The sequence below is a fragment of the Marinomonas sp. genome, from assembly GCF_039940335.1.
In the GTDB taxonomy this organism is placed as follows: domain Bacteria; phylum Pseudomonadota; class Gammaproteobacteria; order Pseudomonadales; family Marinomonadaceae; genus Marinomonas.
Map to the genome: position 1 here is coordinate 805,268 of NZ_JBDVGW010000013.1, position 24,374 is coordinate 829,641.

General features: G+C 46.7%; 28 protein-coding genes. 7 read left to right on the forward strand and 21 right to left on the reverse strand.

What is annotated here, in order from left to right; translation table 11 throughout:
* The first annotated feature begins 126 nt into the window (after positions 1–126).
* Positions 127–390 carry a DUF3820 family protein gene (locus ABJF92_RS13505; protein WP_446816307.1) on the forward strand — a complete coding sequence of 88 codons (264 nt, stop codon included), beginning with the start codon at positions 127–129 and terminating at the stop codon, positions 388–390.
* A 3-nt stretch (positions 391–393) separates the two neighbouring features.
* Here the strand turns inward: ABJF92_RS13505 and ABJF92_RS13510 are convergent, their stop codons facing one another.
* Positions 394–846, reverse strand: a complete 453-nt coding sequence (locus ABJF92_RS13510) for an N-acetyltransferase family protein (RefSeq protein WP_446816308.1) — start codon at positions 844–846, stop codon at positions 394–396.
* Between the two features lie 108 nt (positions 847–954).
* On the opposite strand from ABJF92_RS13510, the gene ABJF92_RS13515 reads away from it, so the two are divergent.
* The gene (locus ABJF92_RS13515; RefSeq protein WP_446816309.1) at positions 955–1,413 is read left to right on the forward strand and encodes a GNAT family N-acetyltransferase; all 459 of its coding nucleotides are present in this window, start codon (positions 955–957) and stop codon (positions 1,411–1,413) included.
* Between the two features lie 53 nt (positions 1,414–1,466).
* Here ABJF92_RS13515 and ABJF92_RS13520 read toward each other — a convergent pair whose 3' ends face one another.
* The 5 genes from ABJF92_RS13520 to ABJF92_RS13540 all read right to left on the reverse strand — a co-directional run bounded on the left by ABJF92_RS13520 (position 1,467) and on the right by ABJF92_RS13540 (position 5,428).
* Positions 1,467–2,843, reverse strand: coding sequence for a class II fumarate hydratase (locus ABJF92_RS13520; RefSeq protein WP_446816310.1), 1,377 nt, complete (start codon positions 2,841–2,843; stop codon positions 1,467–1,469).
* A gap of 3 nt (positions 2,844–2,846) precedes the next feature.
* Positions 2,847–3,215 (reverse strand): hypothetical protein, encoded by a 369-nt coding sequence (locus tag ABJF92_RS13525; RefSeq protein WP_446816311.1) that lies wholly within the window; start codon positions 3,213–3,215, stop codon positions 2,847–2,849.
* A gap of 181 nt (positions 3,216–3,396) precedes the next feature.
* Positions 3,397–3,876, reverse strand: coding sequence for an FKBP-type peptidyl-prolyl cis-trans isomerase (locus tag ABJF92_RS13530; RefSeq protein WP_446816312.1), 480 nt, complete (start codon positions 3,874–3,876; stop codon positions 3,397–3,399).
* Positions 3,877–3,967: 91 nt separating this feature from the next.
* Positions 3,968–4,555: a DUF1439 domain-containing protein gene (locus ABJF92_RS13535; RefSeq protein ID WP_446816313.1), complete on the reverse strand. Its 588-nt coding sequence runs from the start codon at positions 4,553–4,555 to the stop codon at positions 3,968–3,970.
* A 21-nt stretch (positions 4,556–4,576) separates the two neighbouring features.
* Positions 4,577–5,428: a mechanosensitive ion channel family protein gene (locus ABJF92_RS13540; protein ID WP_446816314.1), complete on the reverse strand. Its 852-nt coding sequence runs from the start codon at positions 5,426–5,428 to the stop codon at positions 4,577–4,579.
* 140 nt (positions 5,429–5,568) lie between these two features.
* On the opposite strand from ABJF92_RS13540, the gene ABJF92_RS13545 reads away from it, so the two are divergent.
* Positions 5,569–5,982, forward strand: coding sequence for a YebG family protein (locus ABJF92_RS13545; RefSeq protein ID WP_446816315.1), 414 nt, complete (start codon positions 5,569–5,571; stop codon positions 5,980–5,982).
* A 13-nt stretch (positions 5,983–5,995) separates the two neighbouring features.
* Here the strand turns inward: ABJF92_RS13545 and ABJF92_RS13550 are convergent, their stop codons facing one another.
* The 3 genes from ABJF92_RS13550 to ABJF92_RS13560 form a co-directional block, all read right to left on the reverse strand.
* Entirely contained in the window at positions 5,996–6,328 is a 333-nt protein-coding gene (locus tag ABJF92_RS13550; RefSeq protein WP_446816316.1) for a DUF6172 family protein, read from the reverse strand.
* A gap of 129 nt (positions 6,329–6,457) precedes the next feature.
* Complete coding sequence (locus tag ABJF92_RS13555) at positions 6,458–6,586, reverse strand: hypothetical protein (protein ID WP_446816317.1); 129 nt, start codon at positions 6,584–6,586, stop codon at positions 6,458–6,460.
* Between the two features lie 190 nt (positions 6,587–6,776).
* Complete coding sequence (locus ABJF92_RS13560) at positions 6,777–7,676, reverse strand: LysR family transcriptional regulator (protein WP_446816318.1); 900 nt, start codon at positions 7,674–7,676, stop codon at positions 6,777–6,779.
* Between the two features lie 103 nt (positions 7,677–7,779).
* Between ABJF92_RS13560 and ABJF92_RS13565 the strand changes: the two genes are divergently transcribed.
* On the forward strand, positions 7,780–8,928 hold the full coding sequence (locus ABJF92_RS13565) for an alpha-hydroxy acid oxidase (RefSeq protein ID WP_446816319.1): 1,149 nt from the start codon (positions 7,780–7,782) through the stop codon (positions 8,926–8,928).
* On the opposite strand, the gene ABJF92_RS13570 is transcribed toward ABJF92_RS13565, so the two are convergent.
* Positions 8,925–9,320, reverse strand: a complete 396-nt coding sequence (locus tag ABJF92_RS13570) for a DUF3465 domain-containing protein (RefSeq protein ID WP_446816320.1) — start codon at positions 9,318–9,320, stop codon at positions 8,925–8,927. The genes ABJF92_RS13565 and ABJF92_RS13570 overlap by 4 nt on opposite strands.
* 109 nt (positions 9,321–9,429) lie before the next feature.
* Here ABJF92_RS13570 and ABJF92_RS13575 point away from each other — a divergent pair, with 109 nt between their 5' ends.
* From ABJF92_RS13575 to ABJF92_RS13585, 3 genes are all read left to right on the forward strand, one after another.
* Positions 9,430–10,446 (forward strand): LacI family DNA-binding transcriptional regulator, encoded by a 1,017-nt coding sequence (locus ABJF92_RS13575; RefSeq protein ID WP_446816321.1) that lies wholly within the window; start codon positions 9,430–9,432, stop codon positions 10,444–10,446.
* Between the two features lie 198 nt (positions 10,447–10,644).
* On the forward strand, positions 10,645–11,598 hold the full coding sequence (locus ABJF92_RS13580) for a sugar kinase (protein ID WP_446816322.1): 954 nt from the start codon (positions 10,645–10,647) through the stop codon (positions 11,596–11,598).
* 5 nt (positions 11,599–11,603) lie between these two features.
* Positions 11,604–12,581, forward strand: coding sequence for a 2-hydroxyacid dehydrogenase (locus tag ABJF92_RS13585; protein WP_446816323.1), 978 nt, complete (start codon positions 11,604–11,606; stop codon positions 12,579–12,581).
* 12 nt (positions 12,582–12,593) lie between these two features.
* Here ABJF92_RS13585 and ABJF92_RS13590 read toward each other — a convergent pair whose 3' ends face one another.
* From ABJF92_RS13590 to ABJF92_RS13640, 11 genes are all read right to left on the reverse strand, one after another.
* The gene (locus tag ABJF92_RS13590; protein WP_446816324.1) at positions 12,594–13,655 is read right to left on the reverse strand and encodes a zinc-binding metallopeptidase family protein; all 1,062 of its coding nucleotides are present in this window, start codon (positions 13,653–13,655) and stop codon (positions 12,594–12,596) included.
* Between the two features lie 151 nt (positions 13,656–13,806).
* The gene (locus tag ABJF92_RS13595) at positions 13,807–14,736 is read right to left on the reverse strand and encodes a LysR family transcriptional regulator (RefSeq protein ID WP_446816325.1); all 930 of its coding nucleotides are present in this window, start codon (positions 14,734–14,736) and stop codon (positions 13,807–13,809) included.
* Positions 14,727–15,731 carry an ABC transporter ATP-binding protein gene (locus tag ABJF92_RS13600; protein WP_446816326.1) on the reverse strand — a complete coding sequence of 335 codons (1,005 nt, stop codon included), beginning with the start codon at positions 15,729–15,731 and terminating at the stop codon, positions 14,727–14,729. The genes ABJF92_RS13595 and ABJF92_RS13600 overlap by 10 nt, the downstream gene beginning before the upstream one ends.
* Positions 15,724–16,713: an ABC transporter ATP-binding protein gene (locus tag ABJF92_RS13605; protein WP_446816327.1), complete on the reverse strand. Its 990-nt coding sequence runs from the start codon at positions 16,711–16,713 to the stop codon at positions 15,724–15,726. The genes ABJF92_RS13600 and ABJF92_RS13605 overlap by 8 nt, the downstream gene beginning before the upstream one ends.
* Positions 16,710–17,642 carry an ABC transporter permease gene (locus ABJF92_RS13610; RefSeq protein ID WP_446816328.1) on the reverse strand — a complete coding sequence of 311 codons (933 nt, stop codon included), beginning with the start codon at positions 17,640–17,642 and terminating at the stop codon, positions 16,710–16,712. Before ABJF92_RS13610 ends, ABJF92_RS13605 begins: the two co-directional genes overlap by 4 nt.
* Positions 17,639–18,619: an ABC transporter permease gene (locus tag ABJF92_RS13615; RefSeq protein ID WP_446816329.1), complete on the reverse strand. Its 981-nt coding sequence runs from the start codon at positions 18,617–18,619 to the stop codon at positions 17,639–17,641. The genes ABJF92_RS13610 and ABJF92_RS13615 overlap by 4 nt, the downstream gene beginning before the upstream one ends.
* 2 nt (positions 18,620–18,621) lie before the next feature.
* Positions 18,622–20,169: an ABC transporter substrate-binding protein gene (locus ABJF92_RS13620; protein WP_446816330.1), complete on the reverse strand. Its 1,548-nt coding sequence runs from the start codon at positions 20,167–20,169 to the stop codon at positions 18,622–18,624.
* A gap of 208 nt (positions 20,170–20,377) precedes the next feature.
* Positions 20,378–21,385, reverse strand: a complete 1,008-nt coding sequence (locus ABJF92_RS13625) for a peptide ABC transporter ATP-binding protein (RefSeq protein WP_446816331.1) — start codon at positions 21,383–21,385, stop codon at positions 20,378–20,380.
* The gene (gene dppD / locus ABJF92_RS13630; protein ID WP_446816332.1) at positions 21,382–22,350 is read right to left on the reverse strand and encodes a dipeptide ABC transporter ATP-binding protein; all 969 of its coding nucleotides are present in this window, start codon (positions 22,348–22,350) and stop codon (positions 21,382–21,384) included. Before dppD ends, ABJF92_RS13625 begins: the two co-directional genes overlap by 4 nt.
* A gap of 8 nt (positions 22,351–22,358) precedes the next feature.
* Positions 22,359–23,249 carry a dipeptide ABC transporter permease DppC gene (dppC, locus tag ABJF92_RS13635; protein ID WP_446816333.1) on the reverse strand — a complete coding sequence of 297 codons (891 nt, stop codon included), beginning with the start codon at positions 23,247–23,249 and terminating at the stop codon, positions 22,359–22,361.
* A 9-nt stretch (positions 23,250–23,258) separates the two neighbouring features.
* Positions 23,259–24,269 carry an ABC transporter permease subunit gene (locus ABJF92_RS13640; protein WP_446816334.1) on the reverse strand — a complete coding sequence of 337 codons (1,011 nt, stop codon included), beginning with the start codon at positions 24,267–24,269 and terminating at the stop codon, positions 23,259–23,261.
* Between the last annotated feature and the right edge of the window lie 105 nt (positions 24,270–24,374).

A 24,374-nucleotide genomic window follows, 5' to 3' on the forward strand; every position in this document is an offset into this window, starting at 1 on the left:
GCTAATAACTCAGCAAATACCCCAGAACATAAACGGTCAGCAAAGTCTTGCTGACCGTTCGTCTTAGTGGCGACTATGGCATCTCTGTGATTAAATAGTCGCTTCATTTGAAGAGAAGAAAAGCTCATGTTTTCCCAGCAAGACCTAGTGCAAGTCGCTCGTCAAACCATGCCCTTTGGTAAATACCAAGGCCGTGTGCTGATTGATTTACCCGAAGCGTATTTATTGTGGTTTTCTCATGAAGGCTGGCCGAGTGGCAATCTTGGTCAATGGCTGCAATTAGCACTAGAGATCAAAATCAATGGCTTAGAAAAGATCGTCGACCCATTGCGCACGCCCGTAACGAAGCAAGCGGATGAACCCAAAGTTCGGATACGCTTTGATGAATAAAGCTTAGTTGGCTTTATCGCGTTGGAATTGCAAAACGCCTTCAACATCTCCCACACACCGAAAACCTGACCGCTCAGCGACTTTAATCGAAGCGACATTGTCAGCTTTGACTTGAGCACTACAGGACTGATCAAATACCACAAAGAGTGCTTGCAGCATGGCCTGCGCGACACCTCGCCCTCTAGCGGTTGGTGCAACCATCCAAGATAACTCCCATGTATCCGCTTTTTTATCCGCTCGACAACTGCCCACGGCTTCATCCGATAATTCAGCGATCCATAAGCGGCGCTGTTCGGGCATGGCTAAAGAGGCTTCCAGCCAAGTTAAATGGGACGCCAAGTCGATTTCTGCTGTCGTCAATGAGGCTTGCCGAGTTGAGACATGATTTCGCCAACTTAATAACAACTCAGCGTCGCTAAATTTGGCATTACGCAATTGAATATCTACTGAACTCACCTAAACCTCCTCTCGCTTATGCATTTATTTTTAGATAAAAAAACCTTAAATTAAGTATACACTCGTGAGGATTCCAACTTCACCTAATATGCCCAAAGGATAGTATAAATGGACATTCGCATCGACGATTTAAGCGGCCCAGAAGTCAAACGGATTCTCACCGAACATTTAGAAGACATGTATGCCTCCTCACCCGCTGAGTGTGTGTTCGCCCTAGACCTAGACGCGTTAAAACAACCGAGCATTACCTTTTGGAGCGTATGGCAAGACAAACAACTACTCGGTTGCGGAGCATTAAAAGCCTTATCGACCGAGCAAGGGGAAATAAAATCCATGCGTACCACCCAGGCGGCACGTAATAAAGGCGTCGCATCAAGCTTATTGCAACATATTATCCAACAAGCTCGCCTTCGTGGCATGAGCGAGCTAAGCCTAGAGACAGGTAGCACAGACTTCTTTGCTCCTGCTAGAAAACTGTATGCTAAACATGGCTTTAGCGAATGCGGCCCCTTTGCCGACTACAAACTAGATCCACACAGTGTGTTTATGACAAAGTCACTGGCGTAAAAAAGCCGACTTTCGTCGGCTTAGGTAGAGCTCAAGGCTAAGATTCAATAAATCTACAGGCCACCATGGGTAAGCTTAGCAGGATCGAGCAGCTTAAGAAGTTCCTCGCGGCTAAGTTCGGTGGCTTCTTCTGCCACATCGACAATAGGTCGACCATCTTTATAAGCTTTTTTGGCAATTTCCGCGGCCTTGGCATAACCAATAATCGGGTTGAGTGCGGTCACCAAAATAGGGTTTCTATGCAAAGCTTCGTTTAGCTTATCTTCATTGACCGTTAGTGTCGCAATGGCGCTGTCCGCCAATAACTGACCACTGTTTGCTAACAATTTGATACTGCTGAGCAGGTTTTTAGCGATCACCGGCAACATGACATTCAACTCAAAGTTACCTGATTGACCGCCGATAGTAATGGCCGCATCGTTACCAATAACTTGTGCCGCCACCATGGCCGTTGCCTCTGGAATCACTGGATTGACCTTGCCCGGCATAATAGAAGAACCCGGTTGTAAGGCTTGCAGCGTAATTTCACCCAGGCCTGCCAATGGGCCAGAGTTCATCCAACGTAAGTCATTGGCGATTTTCATGTAAGTCACCGCCAGCGCTTTCAGTTGGCCCGATAAGGCCACTGCCGTATCTTGCGATCCGATCAAGGCAAAGAAGTTATCACCAGGGGAAAAGGTCACTTGTGTTAAATCCGATAACTCTTGCGCAAACAGGGCCGAAAATTCAGGGTGAGCATTTATGCCAGTGCCTACCGCTGTACCACCTTGCGCCAAACGGCTGGTTTTTTGAGTCAAAGCATTTAGATTATCTATATTATCTTGCAGTTGAGCGGCCCAAGCATCAAACGTTTGATCCAAGCGTACCGGCATAGCATCCATTAAATGAGTACGTCCAGTTTTGGTGAAGCCCTTTAGGGTCTGGCCTTTTTCAACGATGGTTTGTTTTAAATGTTGCAGGGCTGGTAATAAATGCCCAACCAACTCTAGCGTGGCGCTTACGTGAATAGCACTCGGAATCACATCATTACTACTTTGACCAAAATTCACATGGTCATTGGCACCAACGGCTTTGTCATAGAAACGGCTCGCTAAGGTAGCAATTACTTCATTCGCATTCATATTAGAGCTGGTACCAGAGCCGGTTTGGAACACATCTACCGGAAAGTGTGTCATCAATTGCTCATCATTTAATAGCTCATCACAAGCATTCTGAATGGCTTGGGACAACTCAGGGCTAAGGCACGCTAGCTTTTCATTCGCTCTTGCCGCCGCGGCTTTAATCATGATTAAGGAGCGAATAAAGGCTTCCGGCATAGGTTCATCACTGATCGGGAAATTATTGATCGCTCGCTGGGTTTGGGCACCATATAAGGCCTCAGCAGGAACGTTCAACTCACCCATACTGTCTTTTTCAATGCGCATTTTCATTCTTTAATAATTTCCTTCTTGCTCAAACGACGACATAAAATAGTGACTCAGCACTCGTAAACTATGTTCCATTTTGAAGTAGCCTTTCGCGTCTTGGTAGGTCACGATCAGATGCTTGATATTCGACAATGGCACGTACACCTTGTCTAAACAAGTTTGACGCCAATGCCTTGATACACTGCTATCACATACAGTGTCTAACAATACGTAGAACACCCGCTGGTGTAACTTAGCCGCTTCGACCACATCCAGTCGTTCAGCGTACTCTTCGGTAAGATTGAGATAGTGATAGAGTACTTCAGGAGAGTCGGCACATTGGCCACCTTGAATAGTTTGCTCAAGAACGGAGAACGGAATGAAATAATGGCTCATAGACTTTACCTGCTGAAGACATTAATGATAACTATTATCAATAATGAACACCCGCCCATAACCTGTCAAGCAGTTGATAACGATTCTTATTAAAATTAATGTAAAGTCCGTTCCAAAAATATAAAAGCCCTCTAACACAATGACGCATTAGAGGGCTTAAAAATACTGAAAGAGCAATAACTTAGTGGTGGTGACCACCTACGCCATGGGCGTGACCATGGGCAACTTCGTCATTCGTTGCTTCACGAGCACTGACGATCTCAACATTGAAAGTAAGATCTTTGCCAGACAATGGATGGTTTAAATCCACCATAGCATGTTTCAAACCTGCTTTTATCACCGTCACTTGGCGCATGCCTTTGTCGGTTTGCACCATAGCAACCATGCCTGCTTTCCAGCGTTTCGCGCCTTGCAAGTGTTTAACCGGCACTTGTTGAGTACGGTCGTCATGGCGCTCGCCGTAAGCGTCAGCACAAGCAACAGTCACTTCGAACTCGTCACCCACTTCGCGCCCTTCCATGGCTTTTTCAAGGCCTGGAATCACATTACCATGACCATGAAGGTAAGCTGCTGGGTCTTTACCCGCGGATGTTTCTAATAAGTTTTCACCGTCACGTAAGGTGTAGTGAAACTGTACAACTTGATTGTCTGCTATGGACATGTCATTTCCTCTTAATTGTTTCTTAGCTCACTCGTTAAGGAGAATGAGCCGCTATTGATCGCACCATTATAAAAGTAAGTAAGATAGTGACCTAGAACAGCGAAAATTCTAAAGAATCTTCAGTGACTATGATGTCTTTCACCATGCTTGCCGCCGTTTTCTCAAATGGTGAATGATCCAACACATAAACAGGATGCTGATCGAAATACTGGGCAAGGGCTTTTTCAAAGTCACCATGCAACGAGCCTAACACCGAGCGCAGCATGTTCTCACTGAAGCTCGCCCCTTCTACCTTAATATTGGTGACTTTCGGGGCAACCAAATACAAGCGGTCTTCTTCGATACGAACCCCAGACTCAAAGGATGGCAACAACTGAGTTGTAATCTCAAACTCTTGTCCGAAAGCCTTTAAACGCCCTTTCATGTCAGACACCATGTCCACTAGGACTAAGCCGCCATCTCGGTCCGTAAGATCGATACTGGCAGACTTTACGAGAAGCTCAAGGTTTAGTGTGTGGCCATCCAACAAGACTTCAATCTGATTGGTCTGCGGGTTGGCTAATTGCTTAGCCACCTCTTCATTTAATTCTGTTTCACTGATGCGAAAACTGTTGCAGCCTGAAATCGCCAAAGATGACACCAGTACAACTAACAAAAACCCAAAGCGGGGAAAACTCATAACCTTCTCCTTAAGATCAGTCTAGGACTGACCGCGCATTTCATACCAAAAACGCATAAAGTCTTCCGTCACTTTTTGCTCTATTTCAACCACTTCATTGGTTGGGCCAAATAAAGATACGGTAAATACATTGTAACCTTCGGGCGTCGTGGTAATTCGCACCCTGGGCTCTGGCCCCGAAATATTAATGTCTAAGCGCTTTTCAATTAAACTATTGTAGCGAATCGCCACCTCATGAAAGTGCTCACTGTATTCGCGGATGTTTTGTAAAATCTGGTCTTTAATAGTAAACAAATTCACTTCATCTGACAGTCTAGATATCGAAAAGGTATGGGTAACATAGCGACGCATATAGTTTAAATTCTGTACAGTGTGAGTCACTAATAAACTATTCGGCACCACCGTGGTTCGACCAGTATAACCATAGCTACCACCTTTCAAATCCACTTCAAATAACGTCGTAGAAAGCCAATCACTGTCTGTAACCTCGCCTTCATAGTTAGCAATACGCACCCAATCACCCACCTGATAAGGCCGAGTACTAGCACGATAAAATGCGCCAATGATGCAAGCAATGAATTCCTTCGTGGCGATCACCAACGCCACCATAAAGGCCGCGATTGAAATGGCAATGTTTTGTAACTCTGAGGCCCAAATCAACACAAAACCCACCACCAAGAGTAGATTGAATATATTGTCTACCGCATTGATACGTTGACGCTTGGTATCGTGTTCAAATTTAGGGTGTTGACGAATAACACGCTTTGTATAGCGGCGAACAATATAAGACAAAACAATCCACCCCAAGGTAAGAGTGATTTCTATATTGTCCGATAAAATAGAGTAATCGATTTGGGACAGATCAATAACCATGTATAACTTTTCCATGAGAAGCAAAGAATTTAGCCCGCCACTTTATCAATCATTATGACAATCAACAAATAAAAGCACTAGACAAAAGAAAAAATAATGCTGTATATTTATACAGTATTATTTTTTCCACGAGGTGGACCATGCCAGTCGTTATTAAATACGTTGTAGAACGTGATGGAATCGAAAAAATGACCTTTACGTCAAAAGCCGAAGCAGACGCTTACGATAAACTTTTAGACACGGCCGATGCTTTATATGACCTACTAAACACGAGTGACCTTCTTAGTGAACCTAGCCAAACCGAAGCTCTTGCTATGTTCCTTGCAGAACAGAAAGAACCATTGCTTGAGGCGTTAGGCAGTAAGAAGAAATCCTCTACCAAAACAAAAAAAGCTGCACCGAAAAAATCGCCACAGCTTGAATTAGCCGATGAATCACAACGCAAAACCTTAGAAGACATAGTGATTGAGCCAGATGAAGACGCTCTCTACGAAGAGGACAGCAGCACAGGCTTTAGCGATGATGCGTCATTCGATACTGAAGATGCCGCCTAAATCGGAATGACCTTTAGGCTTGTGGCGCTTCAGACTCTGGAGCGTCATCGTCTTCACTAACAGGGCGAGGTTGACGTTGGGCTGGCGTCGCTAAGATTTCCACATAAAAAGTAGCCCACTGTTGACTCTCTGCGAAACTAATTTTGTCATTGATTTGTGCCACATGAAGCACTTCTGCCCCTTCTTCACGCTCACCAAATTTGCAATCAAAGCCCCAATAATCTGCGTATTCGGGCAGACGCTTGTTGCGCTCGCGCTTTAGGTATTTACGAATATCAGCTTTTGCGGCTTCGATCAAACGTGGGTAGGCAATTTTTGGGTGAGACAGTGTGAATGTTTTTTTCATTGGTATCCTAGAGGGTAGGTGGCAAGCTGGATAATTCCTCTTGCTCAGGGAGGCATGATAACGGATTCGCTCTAGAACAGCCATGTATCTGCGGGGCCGAGACCCCACAAATCTACATCAACTAGGTGATTAAGCCGCTTTTTTAAGGGCTTTCTTCAACTTCGCGATTTTAGCTTTTTGCTTAACAACTTTTTCTTTACGCGCTGCAATTTCTTTTTTTAACTCTTTCTTAATTGCTTTAAGATCTTTTTTAGCCACGCTGAACTCCTTAGTGTTATAGAAAAGTATTGCCTCGAAAAACGAGACAACCACCTTAAATTATCTTGCCCTAAGGTGAAACAGACCAGTCAAAATTGTCATTAAAACTTAACATAGTCGGCTCGACACGGTCATATTCACATGACACCCGACATAGACGTCTCATTGTAATCCTATTTTTTATCCTTCTTTAAAAGTAATCTTTCTTCTCCTGGTAACTGCTCTTAATATGATCAATTAGTAAACGTAGTTTCTCAGGTAAGTATTTGGTGAAAGGATAAAGTGCATACACTCCTAACCGTCTTGGCTGATAGTCCGGCAATAGCGCCATCAAGGCCCCCTGCTGTAAATCTTCATAAACGCAGCACTTAGGCACATAGACAATGCCAAAACCCGCCAATGCAGCCTTACGCAGCGCTTGGGCATTATTGGTGGCAAAACTACCGTCTATACGCACACTTTTTTCTTGTCCATGTTGATGAAAGCGCCAATCAAACGAACCTTTAGCTTGATAGGTATAAGCCAAACAGTTGTGCTGTTTTAGCGCCTCTAAATTTTCTGGTGCACCGTGTTGGCGAAGATAATCTGGCGAGCAGCACACCACCCAACTGGATTCGATCAACGGCTGAGCGATTAGACTGGAATCTTCCAAAATACCGGTACGAATGGCTAGATCAAGACCCTCTCCAACCAGATCAACAAAGTCATTTTCCATACGCATATCCACTTTTATATTGGGATGCCGCCGACAAAAGTCTGCTATTGCTTCGGCCAATAAAAGTTCGCCGGAAATGGTGGGCACCGACATTTTTATAGTGCCGCTTAACCCATGACGGAATGCCGATACATTGGCAATAGCATCACTGACTTGACCATCAATATTTTTACCCGACACATAAAGATTTTCCCCGGCTTCCGTTAAATTAAGACGGCGGGTAGTGCGGTGAATGAGTTGCACCCCTAAATCTTGCTCTAATTTGCTAATGCGCTTACTAAGAGCCGGCGTCGACAACCCCACCAACTTAGCGGCTTTATTAAAAGAGCCTTGCTCCGCAACTCGGACAAATAATGACAAATCACTGGCATTCATATAATTACGACGTTTTTGGAAAGAGTTTATTAGTTTATGTCGTATTTATTATAAATCAACTTATCGCTATAGTGACGATAGAATTCATAAAAGGAGTCTGTTAATGCGACTTAAAGATTGTCATAACTTTCAGGATTTTCGCACCTTAGCCAAGAAACGTTTGCCAAGTCCTATCTTCAATTACATTGATGGTGGTTCCGATGACGAAAGCACTTATCGTCGAAATACTCAGGCGTTTGAAACTTGCGATCTGGTACCCAACGTATTAACAGGCGTAAAAGACGTAGACTTGTCTGTCACCGTAATGGGGCAAAAACTGGACTTACCTATTTATTGCTCGCCTACTGCGTTACAACGTTTATTTCACCATGATGGCGAAAGAGCGGTAGCTGGTGCAGCGGAGAAATACGGCACTATGTTTGGAGTATCTTCCTTAGGTACGGTCAGTATGGAAGAGATTGCTAAACAAACCACGACACCTCAGGTTTACCAATTTTATTTCCACAAAGATCGTGAGCTAAATCGCGCCATGATGCAGCGCGCTAAAGACGCCGGCGTACAAGTCATGATGCTTACCGTGGACTCCATTACAGGAGGGAATCGTGAGCGTGATCTGCGCACTGGTTTTTCCATTCCCTTTCGCTTGACCCTAGGAGGCATGCTGCAATTTGTGCTGAAACCTATGTGGGGCATCAACTATGTGACCCACGAAAAATTCCGTCTCCCCCAACTTGATGAACACGTTGATATGGGGAATGGCGCGACCTCCATTGGTGACTATTTTACCAATATGCTCGACCCTTCTATGAATTGGGAGGATGTCGCAGAAATGGTGAAATTTTGGGACGGTGAATTTTGCTTAAAGGGTATTATGAGTCGCGAAGATGCCCGTCGTGCCGTCGAGATTGGCTGTACCGGCGTGATTATTTCTAACCATGGTGGTCGTCAGCTCGATGGCTCTCGCAGCTCCTTTGATCAACTAGCAGAAATCGTCGATGAAGTGGGTGATGAAATAGACGTTATTTTTGACAGTGGTATACAACGGGGCACCCATGTACTAAAAGCGCTATCCCTAGGTGCGAAAGCGGTCGGCATTGGCCGCATGTACCTATACCCTCTCGCTGCGGCTGGACAACCCGGTGTAGAACGAGCATTAGGCCTAATGAAAGCCGAATTAGAGCGTGACATGAAACTCATGGGCAAAACGTCCATAGATCAACTCACTCCGGACAACCTACGTTTTAGGCGCTAGTCATACTGTCGCCCTTGGTGTCGCAACCAACCATGGGGGTGCTTGCCTCTTGGATCTTTATGGGTCCAATGCAACACACCCCCATGTTTATTCCATTCATACTCCCCATAAAAAGCTACTTTGTCTCCCTCTGATAAGCGATTGATACGCGGAGCCAAGTCTATGTTATGGGCAATCAATAAGGTTTGTTTGCTATCCAGCTGTAAGATAAATCTTTGATGCTTAGAACCTTTAGTGTCGTCGGCCAACAGCCGAATCACCACACCCTCCCCCTGCACCTGTAGGTCGCTTATTTTATGATTGAACGCCTGTTTTAGTTGAGCATCATTTGCCCAAGCCAGCGGGCTAAAAAGCGTTAAACAAAGCAAAAAACGCAAAATAAACTTCACCATTACAAGCTTTCTCCTTTATGCTGTTGTGCTCAATATCATGGTTGAGTTGCCCTTAAGCATGCCCTAACGGATCACTCAGCTCCAATAGAAATTATAAGATAGGCTAAGTTTGCAGCACTCTAAGACAAAAAATTTCACCACGATTTCCGATGTCGCCAAATACGCTAAAGTTGGAAAAACCAGCGTTTCTCGCTACCTCAATGGTGAACAGGAAAAAATGTCGAAGACCCTGCGTGAACGAATTGCCCAAGCGATCGAACAGCTCGATTATCGCCCTAACCATTCCGCACGCATGCTGCGGGCAGGACAATCTAAGCTCATCGGTTTACTGCTTGCTGACGTAACCAACCCCTACTCCATTGAAGTCTTGCAAGGCATAGAACAAGTTTGTCGTCGCCAAGGCTACATGCTCATGGTGTGTAACACCGATCATGAAGCCTCATTGCAAGACCAATATCTAAGCCTGCTGGATGCTCACCGTGTTGATGGCATTATTATTAATACTGCCAGCATAAGCTCAGCCCAGATGGACAGTTTTAGTAAGATAGCCTGTCCTATGGTGCTGGTAGATAGAGTGAACACCACCCTCGAAGTGGACTCTGTGGGTTTGAATAATAGAGAAGCAGCCCAGCAAGGCATTGCCCATTTAAAAGCTCAATCTTACCAAGCGGTTTTAGTGGTGAGCGAAACACTGGCCATTGCCCCACGCCAAGAAAGAGCGCAAGCCCTAGCCGACTTTGCCAACGCTAACCCGGACATCCATTACCAGCTCACTGAAGTGGATAAGCAAGACGAGACGTTACTCGTCACCAGTATTGAGCGCTTTCTGGCGGAAAATCCAACCAAGAAATGCGCCATCTTTACCACCAATGGTGTAGCGACTATGTGGGTCGCAAAAGCGCTCAAAAAACTCAATCTAAAAGTGGGACAAGACATTGGCCTAAGTGGCATTGATGACCCAGAATGGGCGGAACTATTTGAAGGCGGCCTGACCGTCATGCGCCAGCCCACTCGCCTCATTGGAGAAACCGCCTGCGAACGTTTGCTGGGCCGTATTCAAGGCAACAACGAAGCCCCTCAGCACATAGAGCTCAGTGCAGAACTTATCATTCGTCAGTCCACCTAACCGCTAATTTCACTACTCAAAACCCTGCGCACAGAGTCTTCAAAAGGCTATTAAATTTGTTTTTGGAACCGATTCCATGATATTGTCCTGCGACTAAAAATTGCTCAACAGTATGTAATCTGCGATAAATAGCCTAAGTAACCTAAGGTTACTTAGCGGTGCAGAGACAAAACGATCATTACAAATAGGAATCTCATTATGCAAAGCAGCCAAACTAAATCTTTTGTCACCCTAGGTGAAGCAATGGCTTTGTTTGTTGCCAAAACTCCCGGCAAACTTTCTGATGTTGAAGAATTCAGCCGCTCTTTAGCGGGCGCAGAAGTCAACGTTGCGATTGGTATGGCTCGCCTTGGCTTTGAGTCAACGTATCTTAGTAAAGTGGGCGATGACTGCTTTGGTGAGTATGTGCGTAATGCGATCAGTAAAGAGGGCATCAGTACTGGCAACATTTCCCTAAGCCCAGAACAAGCCACTGGTTTTATGTTGAAATCCAACGTCACCGATGGCAGTGACCCGATCACTCAGTATTTCCGTCGTAACTCTGCGGCAAGCACGTTAAGCGCTAGCGACATCAAAGCAGACCTATTTAAGCCAGGCGCTCATCTACACATTACCGGTGTTGCTGCCGCCATTTCTGAAACCGTACGTGATGCCATTAAGCAAGCGATCAGTTTCGCAAAAGAGCAAGGTTGCAGCATTTCTTTCGATACTAACTTGCGTCCTGCGCTTTGGTCCGACAGTCAAGTAATGGTCGACACCATCAACGAATTTGCCTTTAACAGCGATATTATCTTGCCAGGTATCGAAGAAGGTTTGATCCTGATGGGCAGTGAAGAGCCTGAAGAAATTGCGGACTTTTACCTAAACAATGGCGCCAAAGCTGTTGTCGTGAAACTCGGCAGTAAAGGCGCTTACTATAAAACTCGCAGCGGTGATTCAGGTGTTGTTGCAGGCTTCCCGGTTGCCCAAGTAGTCGATACCGTTGGCGCAGGTGATAGCTTCGCTGCCGGTGTGATCTCAGCATTGCTTGATGGTAAAGACATGGAGCAAGCGGCACGTCGCGGTAATCTACTGGGTTCCATGACCGTACAAGTGAGCGGCGACAGTGAAGCGCTGCCAACGCGCGCACAGTTGCAACAACTAGAAGGCTAAGCCTTATGAAAAAGAAAGTGCTGCTTTATAAAACGCTTTCCACCGATGCTATGGCTCGCCTAGCGCAACATGCTGAGATTAGCCAATTCAACGGTCTGGATGAAAATAATAAAGCCGCTTTCTTTGAAGCTCTCGCCACGGCAGAAGGCATCATTGGTTCCAGTATCATGATGGGGCCAGACATACTGGATCAGGCACCTCAATTGAAAGCCGTATCGACGATTTCCGTAGGTACGGATCAATTCGACCATGACTACCTTGCTAAGCGTGGTATTCCCTTGATGCACACTCCGGGTGTACTGGATGAAACTACGGCCGACACGCTCTTCACTCTGATTATGTGTACCGCCCGTCGTGCCGTAGAGTTAGCTAATATGGTGCGCGAAGGCCGCTGGACCAAAAACATAACGTCTGAGCATTTTGGTACGGACATACACGGTAAAACCCTTGGTATTATTGGTATGGGACGCATTGGCTATGCTATCGCCAAACGCGCGCACCTAGGCTTTGACATGCCAATCCAATACTGCAATCGTAGCCGTAAAACCGAAGCAGAAGAAAACCTCAACGCCGTCTATATGGATATGGCGACTCTGCTAAAAACGTCCGACTTTGTCTGTGTGATGACTCCTCTCACCCAAGAAACCCAAGGTTTAATTGGTGCCGAAGAATTTGCCATGATGAAACCCAGTGCCATTTTCATTAACGGCTCTCGTGGTAAGGTCATCGATGAGGCAGCATTGGTAGAGGCGCTAAAAGAAGGCACCATACGTGCCGCAGGCTTAGATGTTTTTGAGGTGGAGCCCCTGCCCGCCAGTTCGCCACTGTGTGAATTAGACAATGCCGTACTCTTCCCGCACATTGGCTCCGCCACACAAGAAACCCGAGACCTCATGGCCGCTTGTGCTGTGGATAATCTTATTAATGCCCTAAACGGTGACATCAGCGCAAATTGCGCCAATGACCACCTACTCACACCTTAGCCCTGCCAAGGATTACCACTCTTGCGCTAAAAGCTCGTGAATAAAACTCAATTTTTCTCTTACTGCTGGCACCAAAACGAATGGGTATAAATCTGGCTGCCCCATGCTTCTGTTAAGCATGTTCACCGCAAAGGTTAAGGGTAGATACTGGGCCAGCATATCCTCGAAATTACTATGTCGATATGGGTTAATATTGACCATCACCGCTAATTGGCTTTGTTGCGGTTCAAGGGGCGATAAACTAAAACCAAACTGGCTGGCGGTCTCCAAGGTGTCGACAATATGCAGATAGTGCGCCCAAGTTTCCGCCCAATCCTCCCACGGATGTGAAGAGGCATAGACACTCACAAAAGAGTCCTGCCAGTTTTCTAAAGGGGTCTCATAGTGCTTTTCAAGGGACTCACCGTAATTTGCACGTTCATCACCAAACAAGGCCCGGTAACTTGCCAAAGTGACTTCATCGGTGGCCACTAATTGGTCCCAATAGTAATGACCCACTTCATGACGAAAATGACCTATCAGTGTCCGGTAAGACTCCTGCATGTTCTCACGCATTTCTTCACGATCTGATGCCTTTGCTTCTGCGGCGTTGATGGTTACTTGCCCCAAAGCATGACCAGTGGTGGCTTGAGCATCTTCTGGAACAACGTTTTCTTCCGATATAAAGTCAAACGACAACCCGTCTTCTGGGTCCTCTTGTTTGCTAATGATGGGTAAATTAAGTTGCAACAAAGAGTACACTAATTGATGTTTAGCAAACTCTAACTGTTGCCAAGCTTGGTGTTGTTCAATACGCCCCAAGTTGGGGATATGGCGATTCATTTCACAGGCCATGCACAAGTCACCTTCTGCGCCTTCCAGTAACCAATTACAAACATTATGTTTATGGTTATCGCAGTAACGCCACTCTCGTCCACTAGCGTCTGCTAAGGCTCGAAAACCTGTCTCTGTAGGCTCCAGCGCACTGAGCGTGATTAAGTCTGGAATAAAACCTAGTTGCGAGCCGCATTGTTCACATAGCGTATTTTCAAACAACAAGGTTTGCTGACATTTTTGACAACTAAAGATCTTCATAGAGCCCCTTCTTACCGGTGTTTAGGCACCGATAAGTGATGAGTAGATAGAAAACATGAAGACGGTTTTTACGCCGTATTCTAAGGCTCATCTTTAACACTTCCCTAGGTGACAAGCAACGTAAACCGGAGTCGCACCAGAGATAATTTTATTACCCCTGGCGCGCCAGTGCGGTGCGGACATTCTGCCAAAATTTCAGCAGGTGTGGATTGGTGTTATCACGGGCACGATACAAACGAATATCCAAGGGAACATGCCACATACTTTCGCCTGCTACCGCAATTTTATTGAAGGTGATGGACTCCTTCACCAGACGTTCCGGCAACCAGCCAATACCATAACCTTCCTTCACCATGGCTTTGATACTGGCAGAATGCAGATTACTGGTTAAGACTTGCAAGTGCGCTAATTCAGGTTGGCGTTGTAAATGATGCTGAATAGCCGGCGCCATAAAAGCGGTTTCATCATAACTAATGTAAGGCAAAGGCTGCTTACGGTTACCCGGCAGAGTGTGTATGGGGTGGCCGAAATTATTCACCCCAGAGCACGGAATCAGAACTTCCCTAGAAAGGGTGATGAACTCAAACTGACTGTCGTCTAAGTCATTTAAGAAATGCATGGCCGGATGCCAGAAACACATCATCAAGTCGCTTTCATTGGAGGTCATGGCATGAATAAAATCGCCACCAGACCAAGCGCTAGATTTCATGTTCGTGTCCAGTTCGACCCCAAGCTCGTCACACAAAGGCGCAATCACATCTCGGTAATAGCCCAAGAACAAACTTTGGGTGGTGACAAAGCGAATCTGTGATTGCTCATCTTCTTTAATCTGTAAGCAACGCGCTTTGGTTTCCCGCAATTGGCGGGCAATCAATTCGGCACTTTGCAGAAAGATCTCCCCCGCTGGCGTAAGCGACAAAGGCAAGGTGTTACGATCCACCAAGGTGACTTTCATTTCTTCTTCGAGCAGCTTAATCCTACGACTAAACGTCGGCTGGGTAACATTTTGCTCATCCGCCGCGCGCGAGAAATGACGAGTGCGGGCTAGGGCAATAAAATCTTCTAACCACCTTATTTCCATACGCGACCCTCCTCTATGGCATGGCAAGCCACTTGGCTGCCATCTTCGAGGTTTAAGGCCACTGGAATCTGCTCAAAACAGCGCTGAGTGGCATGGGGACAACGGCGACAAAAGCTACAACCTTCAATGTCTTCATAAACCGTAGGCACTTCCCCTTGCAGAGGAATCGGAGTTTCATCAAGGTTATCCAGCCGCGGCATAGAAGCCAACAAGGCTTGGGTATAAGGGTGTTTAGGGGCTGAAAATAGCGTTGCACGATCGGCAATTTCACAAATCCGCCCTAGGTACATCACTGCCACGCGGCTGGCAAAATGCTCCACCACAGAAAGGTCATGGGTAATGAACAAATAGGTCAGGTTATGCTCAGCCTGTTTATCCATCATTAGGTTCAACACTTGTGCCTGCACCGACACATCTAAAGCCGCTAAGGGTTCATCTGCAATGATTAACTCAGGCCCCACGGACAATGCCCGTGCTAATGAAATACGCTGGCGCTGACCACCTGAAAACTCATGAGGGAAGCGATCTTCTGCGGTTTGATCTAAACCTACTGACTCTAGCTGCTGGCGAATGTGTTGATCTTGTCCTTCATGATTTAGCTCTGGGTGATGTAACGCTACCGCTTCTTGTAGTATTTGATACACCGTCATTCTCGGATTCAGCGAAGCATAAGGGTTTTGAAACACCATCTGCATTCGTTTGCGAAACTTCATGCGCTGACGATCATTCAATCGGCTTATCTCTTCGCCACCGTACCAAACTTCGCCCTGATCAGGGGTTTCTAAGCCCACTAGCACCCGTGCCAAGGTCGATTTACCACAGCCCGTTTCCCCCACAATACACAAGGTTTCCCCTTGTTGTAGGCTAATATCAATACCATTAAGTGCATGCACGCCTTGTTTCAACTGCTGTTTTTTCGAGCGCCAAGGTTTGAACCAATCACCTCGAACAGGAAAAGCTTTGCTTAGGTTTTTAATGCGTATGAGTTCAGGCATCAGGCTCTTCCTCATGACTGACCAATTCTTCTAACAAGATACAAGCAGCAATGGACACATCGGTATTGATGAAGTTTGGAGTTTCTTGGGCGCAACGCTCGGTGGCATAGCGACATCTAGGGTGAAAAGCGCAGCCGCTGGGGCGCTCATTCGGACTCGGCATATTGCCAGTGATTTGATTAAGTCTTTGTCCAGGCAAGGCCATTTGCGGCAAAGCATTGAGTAAACCTTGGGTATAAGGGTGTTGCGGATCATTAATGATTTCTAGGGTAGCACCTTGTTCGACAATTTTTCCCGCGTACATAACCAAGGTACGCTCACTGATCCGAGCAACCACGCCAAAGTCGTGACTAATGAAAATTAAGGCCACACCATGACTTTCACAAACTTCTTTTAGCAGCTGTAAAATTTCCGCTTGAATGGTCACATCCAGCGCGGTGGTGGGTTCGTCGGCGATGATCAGCTCTGGGCGTAATAACAACACAATAGCGATGATCACCCGTTGGCGCATGCCTCCCGATAACTCATGAGGGTATTGTTCAAACCTTTGGCTCGGGGAAGCAATGCGCACTTGAGCAAGCTTGTCTATGGCCATTTTGCGGGCGTCTTTATAACCAATACGGGTATGACTACGAATCGCTTCCACCATTTGAGCACCAATGCTCAGCACAGGGTTTAGCGTCATCATGGGGTCTTGAAAGATCATCGCGATACGCTGACCACGCACTTCTTGCCATTGCTTTGCTGACATCTGTGTTAGCTCTTTGCCGCGCAAAGTGACCGAGCCGGAAGCAATGTAACCTGGCTTAGGTAGTAGCTGAGTTATGGCGGCTCCTAATAAGGATTTGCCAGCCCCAGACTCCCCCACAATCGCAAGTCGTTCACCCGGTTCTATTGAGAAATTAATATCAAGCAAAGCAGCAATAGGTTGCTGGCGTTGGGCAAAATTCACGTTTAAATTGCGTACCGTTAGCAGGCTCATCGTTGCCCTCCTAACTGAGGATTCAAGTGATCCCTTAACCAGTCACCCAATAGGTTCATTACGAAAATCAGTACAATCAAAGTGACACTTGGAAACACACTTATCCACCAGCTTCCAGCGAATAAATATTCAAAGCCTGAAGAGATCAATGCCCCTAAAGATGGTTGAGTCGGCGGCATTCCTAAACCTAAAAAGGATAACGCGGCTTCAGCGACAATGGCGTTGGCAATTTGTACAGAAAGGATCACCAGTACTGGAGAAACCGTATTAGGGAATATGTGACGAAACATGATACGCGTTTTGCTGACACCAATAATGCGCGCGGCATCTACGTATTCTTTTTCCCGCTCGGCCAATACACTGGCGCGAATCGTTCGGGCAAAGATTGGCCATTCCGCCAAACCTATTACCAGGATCAGCATGAGCATGGCTAACTCTTGGTAGGCCACATGTCCAAACATGGCTTGAAACACCGCAAGGGCAATAATCGCCACCATCATAGTAGAAAAAGACAACTGAATATCGGCACAACGCATCAAGAAATTATCCACGCGGCCACCCAAATAGCCAGCCAGCAAGCCCACACAAACCCCGATCACCACCTGTAGCAACACCGCCATCACACCTATGGTGAGAGACAATCGTGTGCCGTGTAAAATTACGGTTAATAGGTCACGGCCTTGGGCATCTGTGCCTAGCCAGAAACGACTGTCCCCATCCACCCAGTAAGGAGCAATTTCCGCATTAAGCAGGTCTAGAAAGGCGGAATCGTTAATGTCGTAGGGGGACAACAAAGGGGCTAACACTGAAATCAGACAATAAAAGCCAAGAATAAGCAGAGCAAACAGGGCAAATTTATCACCGAGCAAGGCATAACCAATGTGGCGAAAGCGGCTGGTCGGCAAGGATGTTGTAGGCCTTGGTGTCATATACTGTACCCCGAAATTCGAACCCTTGGATTAATCAACCCATAGACCAAATCGACTAAGGTATTGGTGATCACAAAAATAGCTCCTACCACCATGAGGTAAGCGGAGATTAACGGCGCGTCAACACGCGTCACGGCATCCATAAACATATAGCCCATGCCAGGCCATTGGAAAATAGTCTCGGTAATCATGGTGTAAGCGACCAAGGTCCCAGCTTGTATTCCCCCTACAGTGATGACTGGAAGCATGGTGTTTTTCAAGGCATGAACAAAATAAATTCGAGGCGCTGAAATCCCTTTCGCCCACGCAAAGCGTACATAATCACTTTGTAAAACGTCGATCATCTCGGCGCGTATTAAACGTACAAAAACGGGGGTCAGTACAAAAGCGAGGGAGACACTGGGTAATAACAGATGGGCTAAACCATCTTGAGTCACTAAACCCGAACGCCAAAAACCAAACACTTGCTGAGTTTCGCCACGCCCAAAGCTCGGTAACCATTGCCATTCTACCGATAAAAAATACACTAAGAAGATAGCGACAATAAAAATAGGCACAGATAAACCAAGAGTACTGACAAACAAAATCACCTTGCTAATGGGGTGCTTGGGATGAATGGCGGCAAACATACCAGATGGGGTCGAAATCAGCAGCACCAGTAACAGCGCACAGAATGCCAACTCGACCGTGGCCGGCATATTATCCAGTATCACAGTCAACGTTGGCTGTTTATAGTAGTACGATTCACCAAAGTCTCCTTGCAAAGCATTTTTAACAAATCGCCCATATTGCATTAATAGTGGATCATCTAGACCGAGGCTTTGTCTTAACTCAGCACGTTCCGTTGGGGTAACACTTTGTCCAGCCAATTGCTGAGTTGGATCGCCCAATTTGCCCTGTACGACAAAACTCACCAAGCTAATGGTCAACAAGACTAATATGCCTTGAACTAAACGGCGGGCAAAAAAACTCAGCATGATTATTGAGCCCCTGCTTCTGGATGACGCACTAGATCACCAAGATAAGGAAAGTTTTGGAAATTCAATACGGGATCGATATCCACTTGGGTGTCTGAGGCCCACACAATGGCTTGCCAATGTAGTGGTACGATGACCGCATCTTGCTGAATTTTGCGTTCAACTCGCTGTAATATTCGAATACGGCGTTCAGGGTTCATTTCTCGATTAGCGGCATCTATGTCGTCGTCCACCTGCGGGTTACAATAGCCATTGGCATTGTAGACACCTCGTCCAGTAGTCGAGTTTTGGCAAGCAAATAGAAATTCAAAAATATTATTAGAGTCCAGTGTATCTGACTGCCAGCCCAGCATCATAACGTCGGCTGCGCGTTCATCAAATTGCTGGAAATACTGTGCCTTAGGTAAGGTTTTAAGCGCCACTTTAATATTAATTTTATCCAGCATACCAACCACGGCTTGAGCGATTTGCTCGTCACTCATGTAACGGTTATTTGGCGCCATAAAGCTCAAGCTGAAACCGTCTTGGTAACCCGCTTCCGCCATTAAACGTTTGGCCTCGGCTAAATCGTATTCTGGCATAAGAGCATCCACATGGCCTAAAAACTGGCTGGCACTGACTTGCCCTGCGGCTTCCCCATAACCTCGTAAAATTTTCTCAACGATCAATTCTTGGTTAATAGCAAGGTTGATGGCTCGCCTCACTCGCCAGTCTTGCAGTTCTTTGCGGCGCGACTGATTTAACTGCAGCATAATAATACGGCTACTTATTAAAGAAGCGAGGTGGAAGTCTGGTCTGCGTTTTAAACGTTGTATATCTATGGGCGAGAGCGAGGCGATCACGTCTACATCACCTGTCATCAGTGCCGCTAAGCGTGTTGAATCGGAGCGAATGGGAATCCATTCCAGTTGATCAATATTACCCGGGGAGTATGGATCCCAATAATTTGGGTTACGGGTGAGAGTAAGCTTTTGCCCAGGAAGGCGCTCGGTCACCCTAAAAGGTCCTGTACCTGACGTGTTCGCAGAGGCAAATGAGCGACCAAACTTGGTAATTTCATCACGACCTTGGTAGTACTCACTGTCGATCGGAAACACAAAGGCCAAAATATTGAGTATTAATGGATAGGAATGGCGAGTATGAATCCTAATACTATAAGGACTTTCCACCGTGACCTGATCAATCACCCCAAACAGCGCCTTAAAATCCGTAGAGCCTTGTAAACGGGCAATGGTATAAGCCACATCGTCGGCAGTGAAATCATTACCAGAGTGAAATTTCACGCCTTCACGCAGCTGCAAGCGCCAAGTACGAGCGTCCAAAATTTGCCAACTTTGTGCCAAACGCGGTTCGATCTGCCCTGCTTTGTTCCAGCGCACTAAGGGATCAAAAACCATATGTGAATACTGTAAAGCCCCTTCCGACAACTGTTCGTGGGGGTCTAAAGACACTGGGTCGGCGTCTAACGCAAGACGCAAAGTTTGCCCTGTCGCCGCCTGACTAGGCACCAACCAGCACAAACACATTAACAAGGTGAAATAACGCAACATAATGAACTGCCCTTTCTACAAAACTGCGACTGCCTGCAAAAGATCCACTCTTTTCAGTCGCTCTTTGACTCTACCACCGCTTAAAACTTTACTTGCTCATCGGATAGATAAATTTTCATCTTAACAGCCTCAAGCAAAAAACACACCGAACGAAAAAGGCGTCCGTGTGGGACGCCTTATTTTGTGTCACAAGAAAGCAACTGCGAACCTAAGCGGCGCCGGCGACTAAGGCTTCAATACGGCCCTCTTCGACACCATGACACGCTATCAATTGCCCATTCTCTTCACTGCGTAGCACAGGTGTTTCTTGCTTACAGCGCTCATTGGCATACTGGCAACGTCCATGAAAAGCACAGCCTGAAGGTGGATTCAGCGGTGAGGGTAACTCACCTTCCAACTTAATGCGCTTACGGCGTTTGTCTGGTGACAATTGTGGTGTGCTCGACAACAAGGCTTGTGTATAAGGATGGCGCGGTGTTTCAAACAGTTGCTTAGCGCTGCCCTGTTCAACGACTTTCCCTAGATACATTACCATCACATCGTCGGCTATGTGCTCTACCACGGACAAGTCATGGGAGATAAACACATAGCTGAGGCCGAACTCATTTTGCAGATCCATCATCAAGTTCAGTACCTGAGCTTGCACGGACACATCTAGAGCGGACACAGGTTCATCAGCAACAATCACTTGAGGGTCCAACATAAGACCACGAGCGATCGCGATACGCTGGCGCTGACCACCCGAAAACATGTGCGGGTAGCGATCATAATGTTCGGTTTTTAGACCCACTTTTTCCATCATCGCCAAGGCTTTACGTTTACGCTCCGCTTTGTTCAGAGGGCTATTAATCACCAAAGGTTCTTCTAAAATATCGCCAACCTTTTTACGTGGATTCAACGAGCCATAAGGGTTCTGGAAGATAATCTGGATCTTTTGACGCAGAGTCTGCTGAGCCGCCTTGGTTAAAGTTAGTAAGTCTTCACCCTCACAGGCGAGTCGACCTTCTGTGGGTGTTTCAATCATGGTAAGCATACGACCTAGGGTCGATTTACCACAACCAGACTCCCCAACGACTGCAAGGGTTTTGCCTTTTTCTAGGGTGAAGCTCACCCCATCTACGGCTTTCACCACCGCATCAGGTTTAAACAAACCTTGTTTCACTTGGTAGTGTTGTTTTAGATTTTCCGCTTTTAATATTAGATTTGACTGACTCATGCGGCTGGTCTCCCCATTTCATCCAAGGGCGTGTGACATTTTACCTGACGACCAATAGGGCCTTGGTTTTCCGGTGCAACATTATGACAATGCTCTGTCGCGTAAGGGCAACGCGGGCTAAGTAAACAACCTTGCGGTCTATCGTACATACCCGGCACGACACCAGACAAGGCGTCTAAACGTGATTTGCCCGCCGCCGATTCTGGCAACGAAGCCAGTAAGGCTTGGGTATATGGGTGTTTAGGTTGGCTAAAGACTTCGCTCGCTGGACCAGACTCGACGATCTGTCCGGCGTACATCACGATAACCCGTTGCGCCACTTCTGCCACCAGTGCTAAATCATGGGTAATTAATACCAAGCCCATTTTTTTGGTGCGTTGCAGATCGATGAGCAAATCAATGATCTGCGCTTGAATGGTCACATCCAATGCTGTGGTTGGCTCATCGGCAATCAACAAGCGCGGGTTACAAGCAATAGCGATGGCGATCATCACCCTTTGGCTCATACCACCCGATAACTGGTGTGGGTACGCCGACAAACGGGTTTCAGGGGCTGGAATGCCCACTTGCGTCAGGAGATCAATAGCGCGCTGACGCAGCTCTTTTTTACTGCCACCTTGGTGGGTTTTAAGGGCTTCTATGATCTGATAACCCACCGTAAAACAAGGATTTAAACTTGTCATCGGGTCCTGGAAGATCATTGCAATTTCAGAGCCGGTGAGTTTACGGCGCTGTGTCTCTGGCATCGACAGTAAATCTTGGCCATCAAAAGACAGTTTATCTGCGCTCACTTTACCAGGGTAGTCAATCAACCCCATTACAGACAAAGAGCTCACACTTTTACCTGAGCCCGATTCTCCGACAATACCTAACACTTCCCCTTCGTCCACTTGGTAGCTAATGTTGTCTACCGCGCGGAAGTTACCGAAGCTGACGGAAAGATTCTCCAATTTTAATAATGACATGTTCGCTCCTAGTGCTTCAGCTTAGGGTCAAGGGCATCGCGTAAACCGTCACCCATGAGGTTAAAGGCCAGTACTGTGATCAAGATCATCAGTCCTGGGAAGGTCACAACCCACCAAGCACGTTGCACAAATTGCAAGGCATTGGCTAGCATACTGCCCCACTCTGGAGTGGGTGGTTGTGCACCTAGGCCTAAGAAGCCCAACGCGGCCATGTCTAAAATGGCACTGGAGAAACCTAAGGTTGCCTGCACGATTAAAGGTGCAAGACAGTTAGGCAGAATACAAATAAACATTAAGCGTAAAGGGCCTGCGCCGATTACTCGCGAAGAGGTCACATAGTCTCGTGACATTTCCGCCATGGTGGCAGCTCGGGTTAAACGCACATAATGAGGCAAGGAGACAATGGAAATCGCTAACGCCGCATTGACAATACTAGGCCCTAATACCGCCACAATGGCGATGGCCAACAACAAACTTGGCATGGCCAGCATGATGTCGACAATACGCATGATGATGGTGTCTACCACGCCCTTACAAAAGCCTGCTAACAAGCCCAATAAGATCCCCATGCCTAGAGAAGCCGTGACGGCAACTAAGCCAACGGATAGAGACAAACGCGCGCCGTGAATAAGGCGCGATAAAATATCACGACCGACATCGTCGGTGCCCAATACATAGGCCCAATTGCCGCCCTCTAGCCAAGCAGGAGGTAACAACAGAGCATCACGTACTTGATCGGATGGCGAATGGGGGGCGACCCAATCGGCAAAAAGCGCCATAAAACAAATGATACAGATAAAGAAAAGACCCGCGACGGCGCCCTTATTACTACTAAAATAGTGCCAAAATTCTTGCAACGGCGTTCTTGGCGCTGGCGCCGTTAATGTTTGAGTGGTCATACCGTCTCCTTAGCGACTGTGGCGAATACGAGGGTTTACAACACCGTAAGCGATGTCGACTAGTAGATTCACGACGATGATAATGGTCGCTACTATTAAGATCCCCCCTTGCACTACCGGGTAATCCCGACGGCCAATGGATTCGATCAACCACTTACCTATACCCGGCCAAGCAAACACGGTTTCAGTAAGAATCGCACCAGATAACAAGATACCCACTTGCAAACCAATCACAGTAATAACCGGAATAAGGGCATTACGCAGAGCATGAATAACAATGACTCGCCATGGCGCTATGCCTTTCGAGCGGGCGGTACGTATGTAATCTTCACTCAGCACTTCGAGCATGGAAGAGCGTGTCATACGGGCAATCACCGCCATAGGAATGGTGCCCAACACAATACTCGGTAAAATCAAATGAGAGACCGCTGAACTAAAAGCTCCCTCTTCGTCAGAAAGCAATGAGTCCACCAGCATAAATCCGGTCACATCATCGATCCAGAACACTACATCGATACGCCCAGATACCGGCGTCCAGCCTAAGGTGACTGAAAACACGAGCATGAGGAGCAAGGCCCACCAGAAAATGGGCATGGAATAACCGGTTAAGGAAAAGGTCATCACCGAGTGATCGAGAATCGTACCGCGTTTCACCGCGGCAAAAATACCGGCGGGTAAGCCAATTAAAATGGCAAAAATCGCTGCACATACGGCCAACTCAATCGTCGCGGGGAAAAGCGTTAAAAACTCGCTTAGTACCGGCTCTTTGGTGATCAAGGAGTTACCAAGATCGCCTTGGAGTACGCCACCAACATAGCGAAAATATTGTACATATAAAGGTTGATCGAACCCCAACTGCGCACTCAACTCTGCATGACGCTCAGCGCTAACACCGCGCTCTCCTGCCATGACTTCAATTGGGTCACCTGGAATTAATCGAATAAGGGTAAAAGTCAGTAGTGTAATACCGATAAAAGTGGGTATTACGAGACTTAGTCTTCGGAAGATAAATTGGAACATAACACAGTAGCTCTCTTGCTTTAGGAATGATCGAAGCGCACACCCTGTGTACGCTTCGGTCTACACTCAGCTCTATTCCACATAGGGCTGAGTGTATTGGCCAAC

Excerpts from the sequence above, each read along its gene's own strand:
- ABJF92_RS13505 (WP_446816307.1), top strand. The coding sequence starts at position 127 with ATGTTTTCCCAGCAAGACCTAGTGCAAGTCGCTCGTCAAACCATGCCC.
- ABJF92_RS13515 (WP_446816309.1), top strand. The coding sequence starts at position 955 with ATGGACATTCGCATCGACGATTTAAGCGGCCCAGAAGTCAAACGGATT.
- ABJF92_RS13520 (WP_446816310.1), bottom strand. The coding sequence starts at position 2,843 with ATGAAAATGCGCATTGAAAAAGACAGTATGGGTGAGTTGAACGTTCCT.
- ABJF92_RS13525 (WP_446816311.1), bottom strand. The coding sequence starts at position 3,215 with ATGAGCCATTATTTCATTCCGTTCTCCGTTCTTGAGCAAACTATTCAA.
- ABJF92_RS13530 (WP_446816312.1), bottom strand. The coding sequence starts at position 3,876 with ATGTCCATAGCAGACAATCAAGTTGTACAGTTTCACTACACCTTACGT.
- ABJF92_RS13535 (WP_446816313.1), bottom strand. The coding sequence starts at position 4,555 with ATGAGTTTTCCCCGCTTTGGGTTTTTGTTAGTTGTACTGGTGTCATCT.
- ABJF92_RS13540 (WP_446816314.1), bottom strand. The coding sequence starts at position 5,428 with ATGGTTATTGATCTGTCCCAAATCGATTACTCTATTTTATCGGACAAT.
- ABJF92_RS13545 (WP_446816315.1), top strand. The coding sequence starts at position 5,569 with ATGCCAGTCGTTATTAAATACGTTGTAGAACGTGATGGAATCGAAAAA.
- ABJF92_RS13550 (WP_446816316.1), bottom strand. The coding sequence starts at position 6,328 with ATGAAAAAAACATTCACACTGTCTCACCCAAAAATTGCCTACCCACGT.
- ABJF92_RS13560 (WP_446816318.1), bottom strand. The coding sequence starts at position 7,676 with ATGAATGCCAGTGATTTGTCATTATTTGTCCGAGTTGCGGAGCAAGGC.
- ABJF92_RS13565 (WP_446816319.1), top strand. The coding sequence starts at position 7,780 with ATGCGACTTAAAGATTGTCATAACTTTCAGGATTTTCGCACCTTAGCC.
- ABJF92_RS13570 (WP_446816320.1), bottom strand. The coding sequence starts at position 9,320 with ATGGTGAAGTTTATTTTGCGTTTTTTGCTTTGTTTAACGCTTTTTAGC.
- ABJF92_RS13580 (WP_446816322.1), top strand. The coding sequence starts at position 10,645 with ATGCAAAGCAGCCAAACTAAATCTTTTGTCACCCTAGGTGAAGCAATG.
- ABJF92_RS13585 (WP_446816323.1), top strand. The coding sequence starts at position 11,604 with ATGAAAAAGAAAGTGCTGCTTTATAAAACGCTTTCCACCGATGCTATG.
- ABJF92_RS13590 (WP_446816324.1), bottom strand. The coding sequence starts at position 13,655 with ATGAAGATCTTTAGTTGTCAAAAATGTCAGCAAACCTTGTTGTTTGAA.
- ABJF92_RS13595 (WP_446816325.1), bottom strand. The coding sequence starts at position 14,736 with ATGGAAATAAGGTGGTTAGAAGATTTTATTGCCCTAGCCCGCACTCGT.
- ABJF92_RS13600 (WP_446816326.1), bottom strand. The coding sequence starts at position 15,731 with ATGCCTGAACTCATACGCATTAAAAACCTAAGCAAAGCTTTTCCTGTT.
- ABJF92_RS13605 (WP_446816327.1), bottom strand. The coding sequence starts at position 16,713 with ATGAGCCTGCTAACGGTACGCAATTTAAACGTGAATTTTGCCCAACGC.
- ABJF92_RS13610 (WP_446816328.1), bottom strand. The coding sequence starts at position 17,642 with ATGACACCAAGGCCTACAACATCCTTGCCGACCAGCCGCTTTCGCCAC.
- ABJF92_RS13615 (WP_446816329.1), bottom strand. The coding sequence starts at position 18,619 with ATGCTGAGTTTTTTTGCCCGCCGTTTAGTTCAAGGCATATTAGTCTTG.
- ABJF92_RS13620 (WP_446816330.1), bottom strand. The coding sequence starts at position 20,169 with ATGTTGCGTTATTTCACCTTGTTAATGTGTTTGTGCTGGTTGGTGCCT.
- ABJF92_RS13625 (WP_446816331.1), bottom strand. The coding sequence starts at position 21,385 with ATGAGTCAGTCAAATCTAATATTAAAAGCGGAAAATCTAAAACAACAC.
- dppD (WP_446816332.1), bottom strand. The coding sequence starts at position 22,350 with ATGTCATTATTAAAATTGGAGAATCTTTCCGTCAGCTTCGGTAACTTC.
- dppC (WP_446816333.1), bottom strand. The coding sequence starts at position 23,249 with ATGACCACTCAAACATTAACGGCGCCAGCGCCAAGAACGCCGTTGCAA.
- ABJF92_RS13640 (WP_446816334.1), bottom strand. The coding sequence starts at position 24,269 with ATGTTCCAATTTATCTTCCGAAGACTAAGTCTCGTAATACCCACTTTT.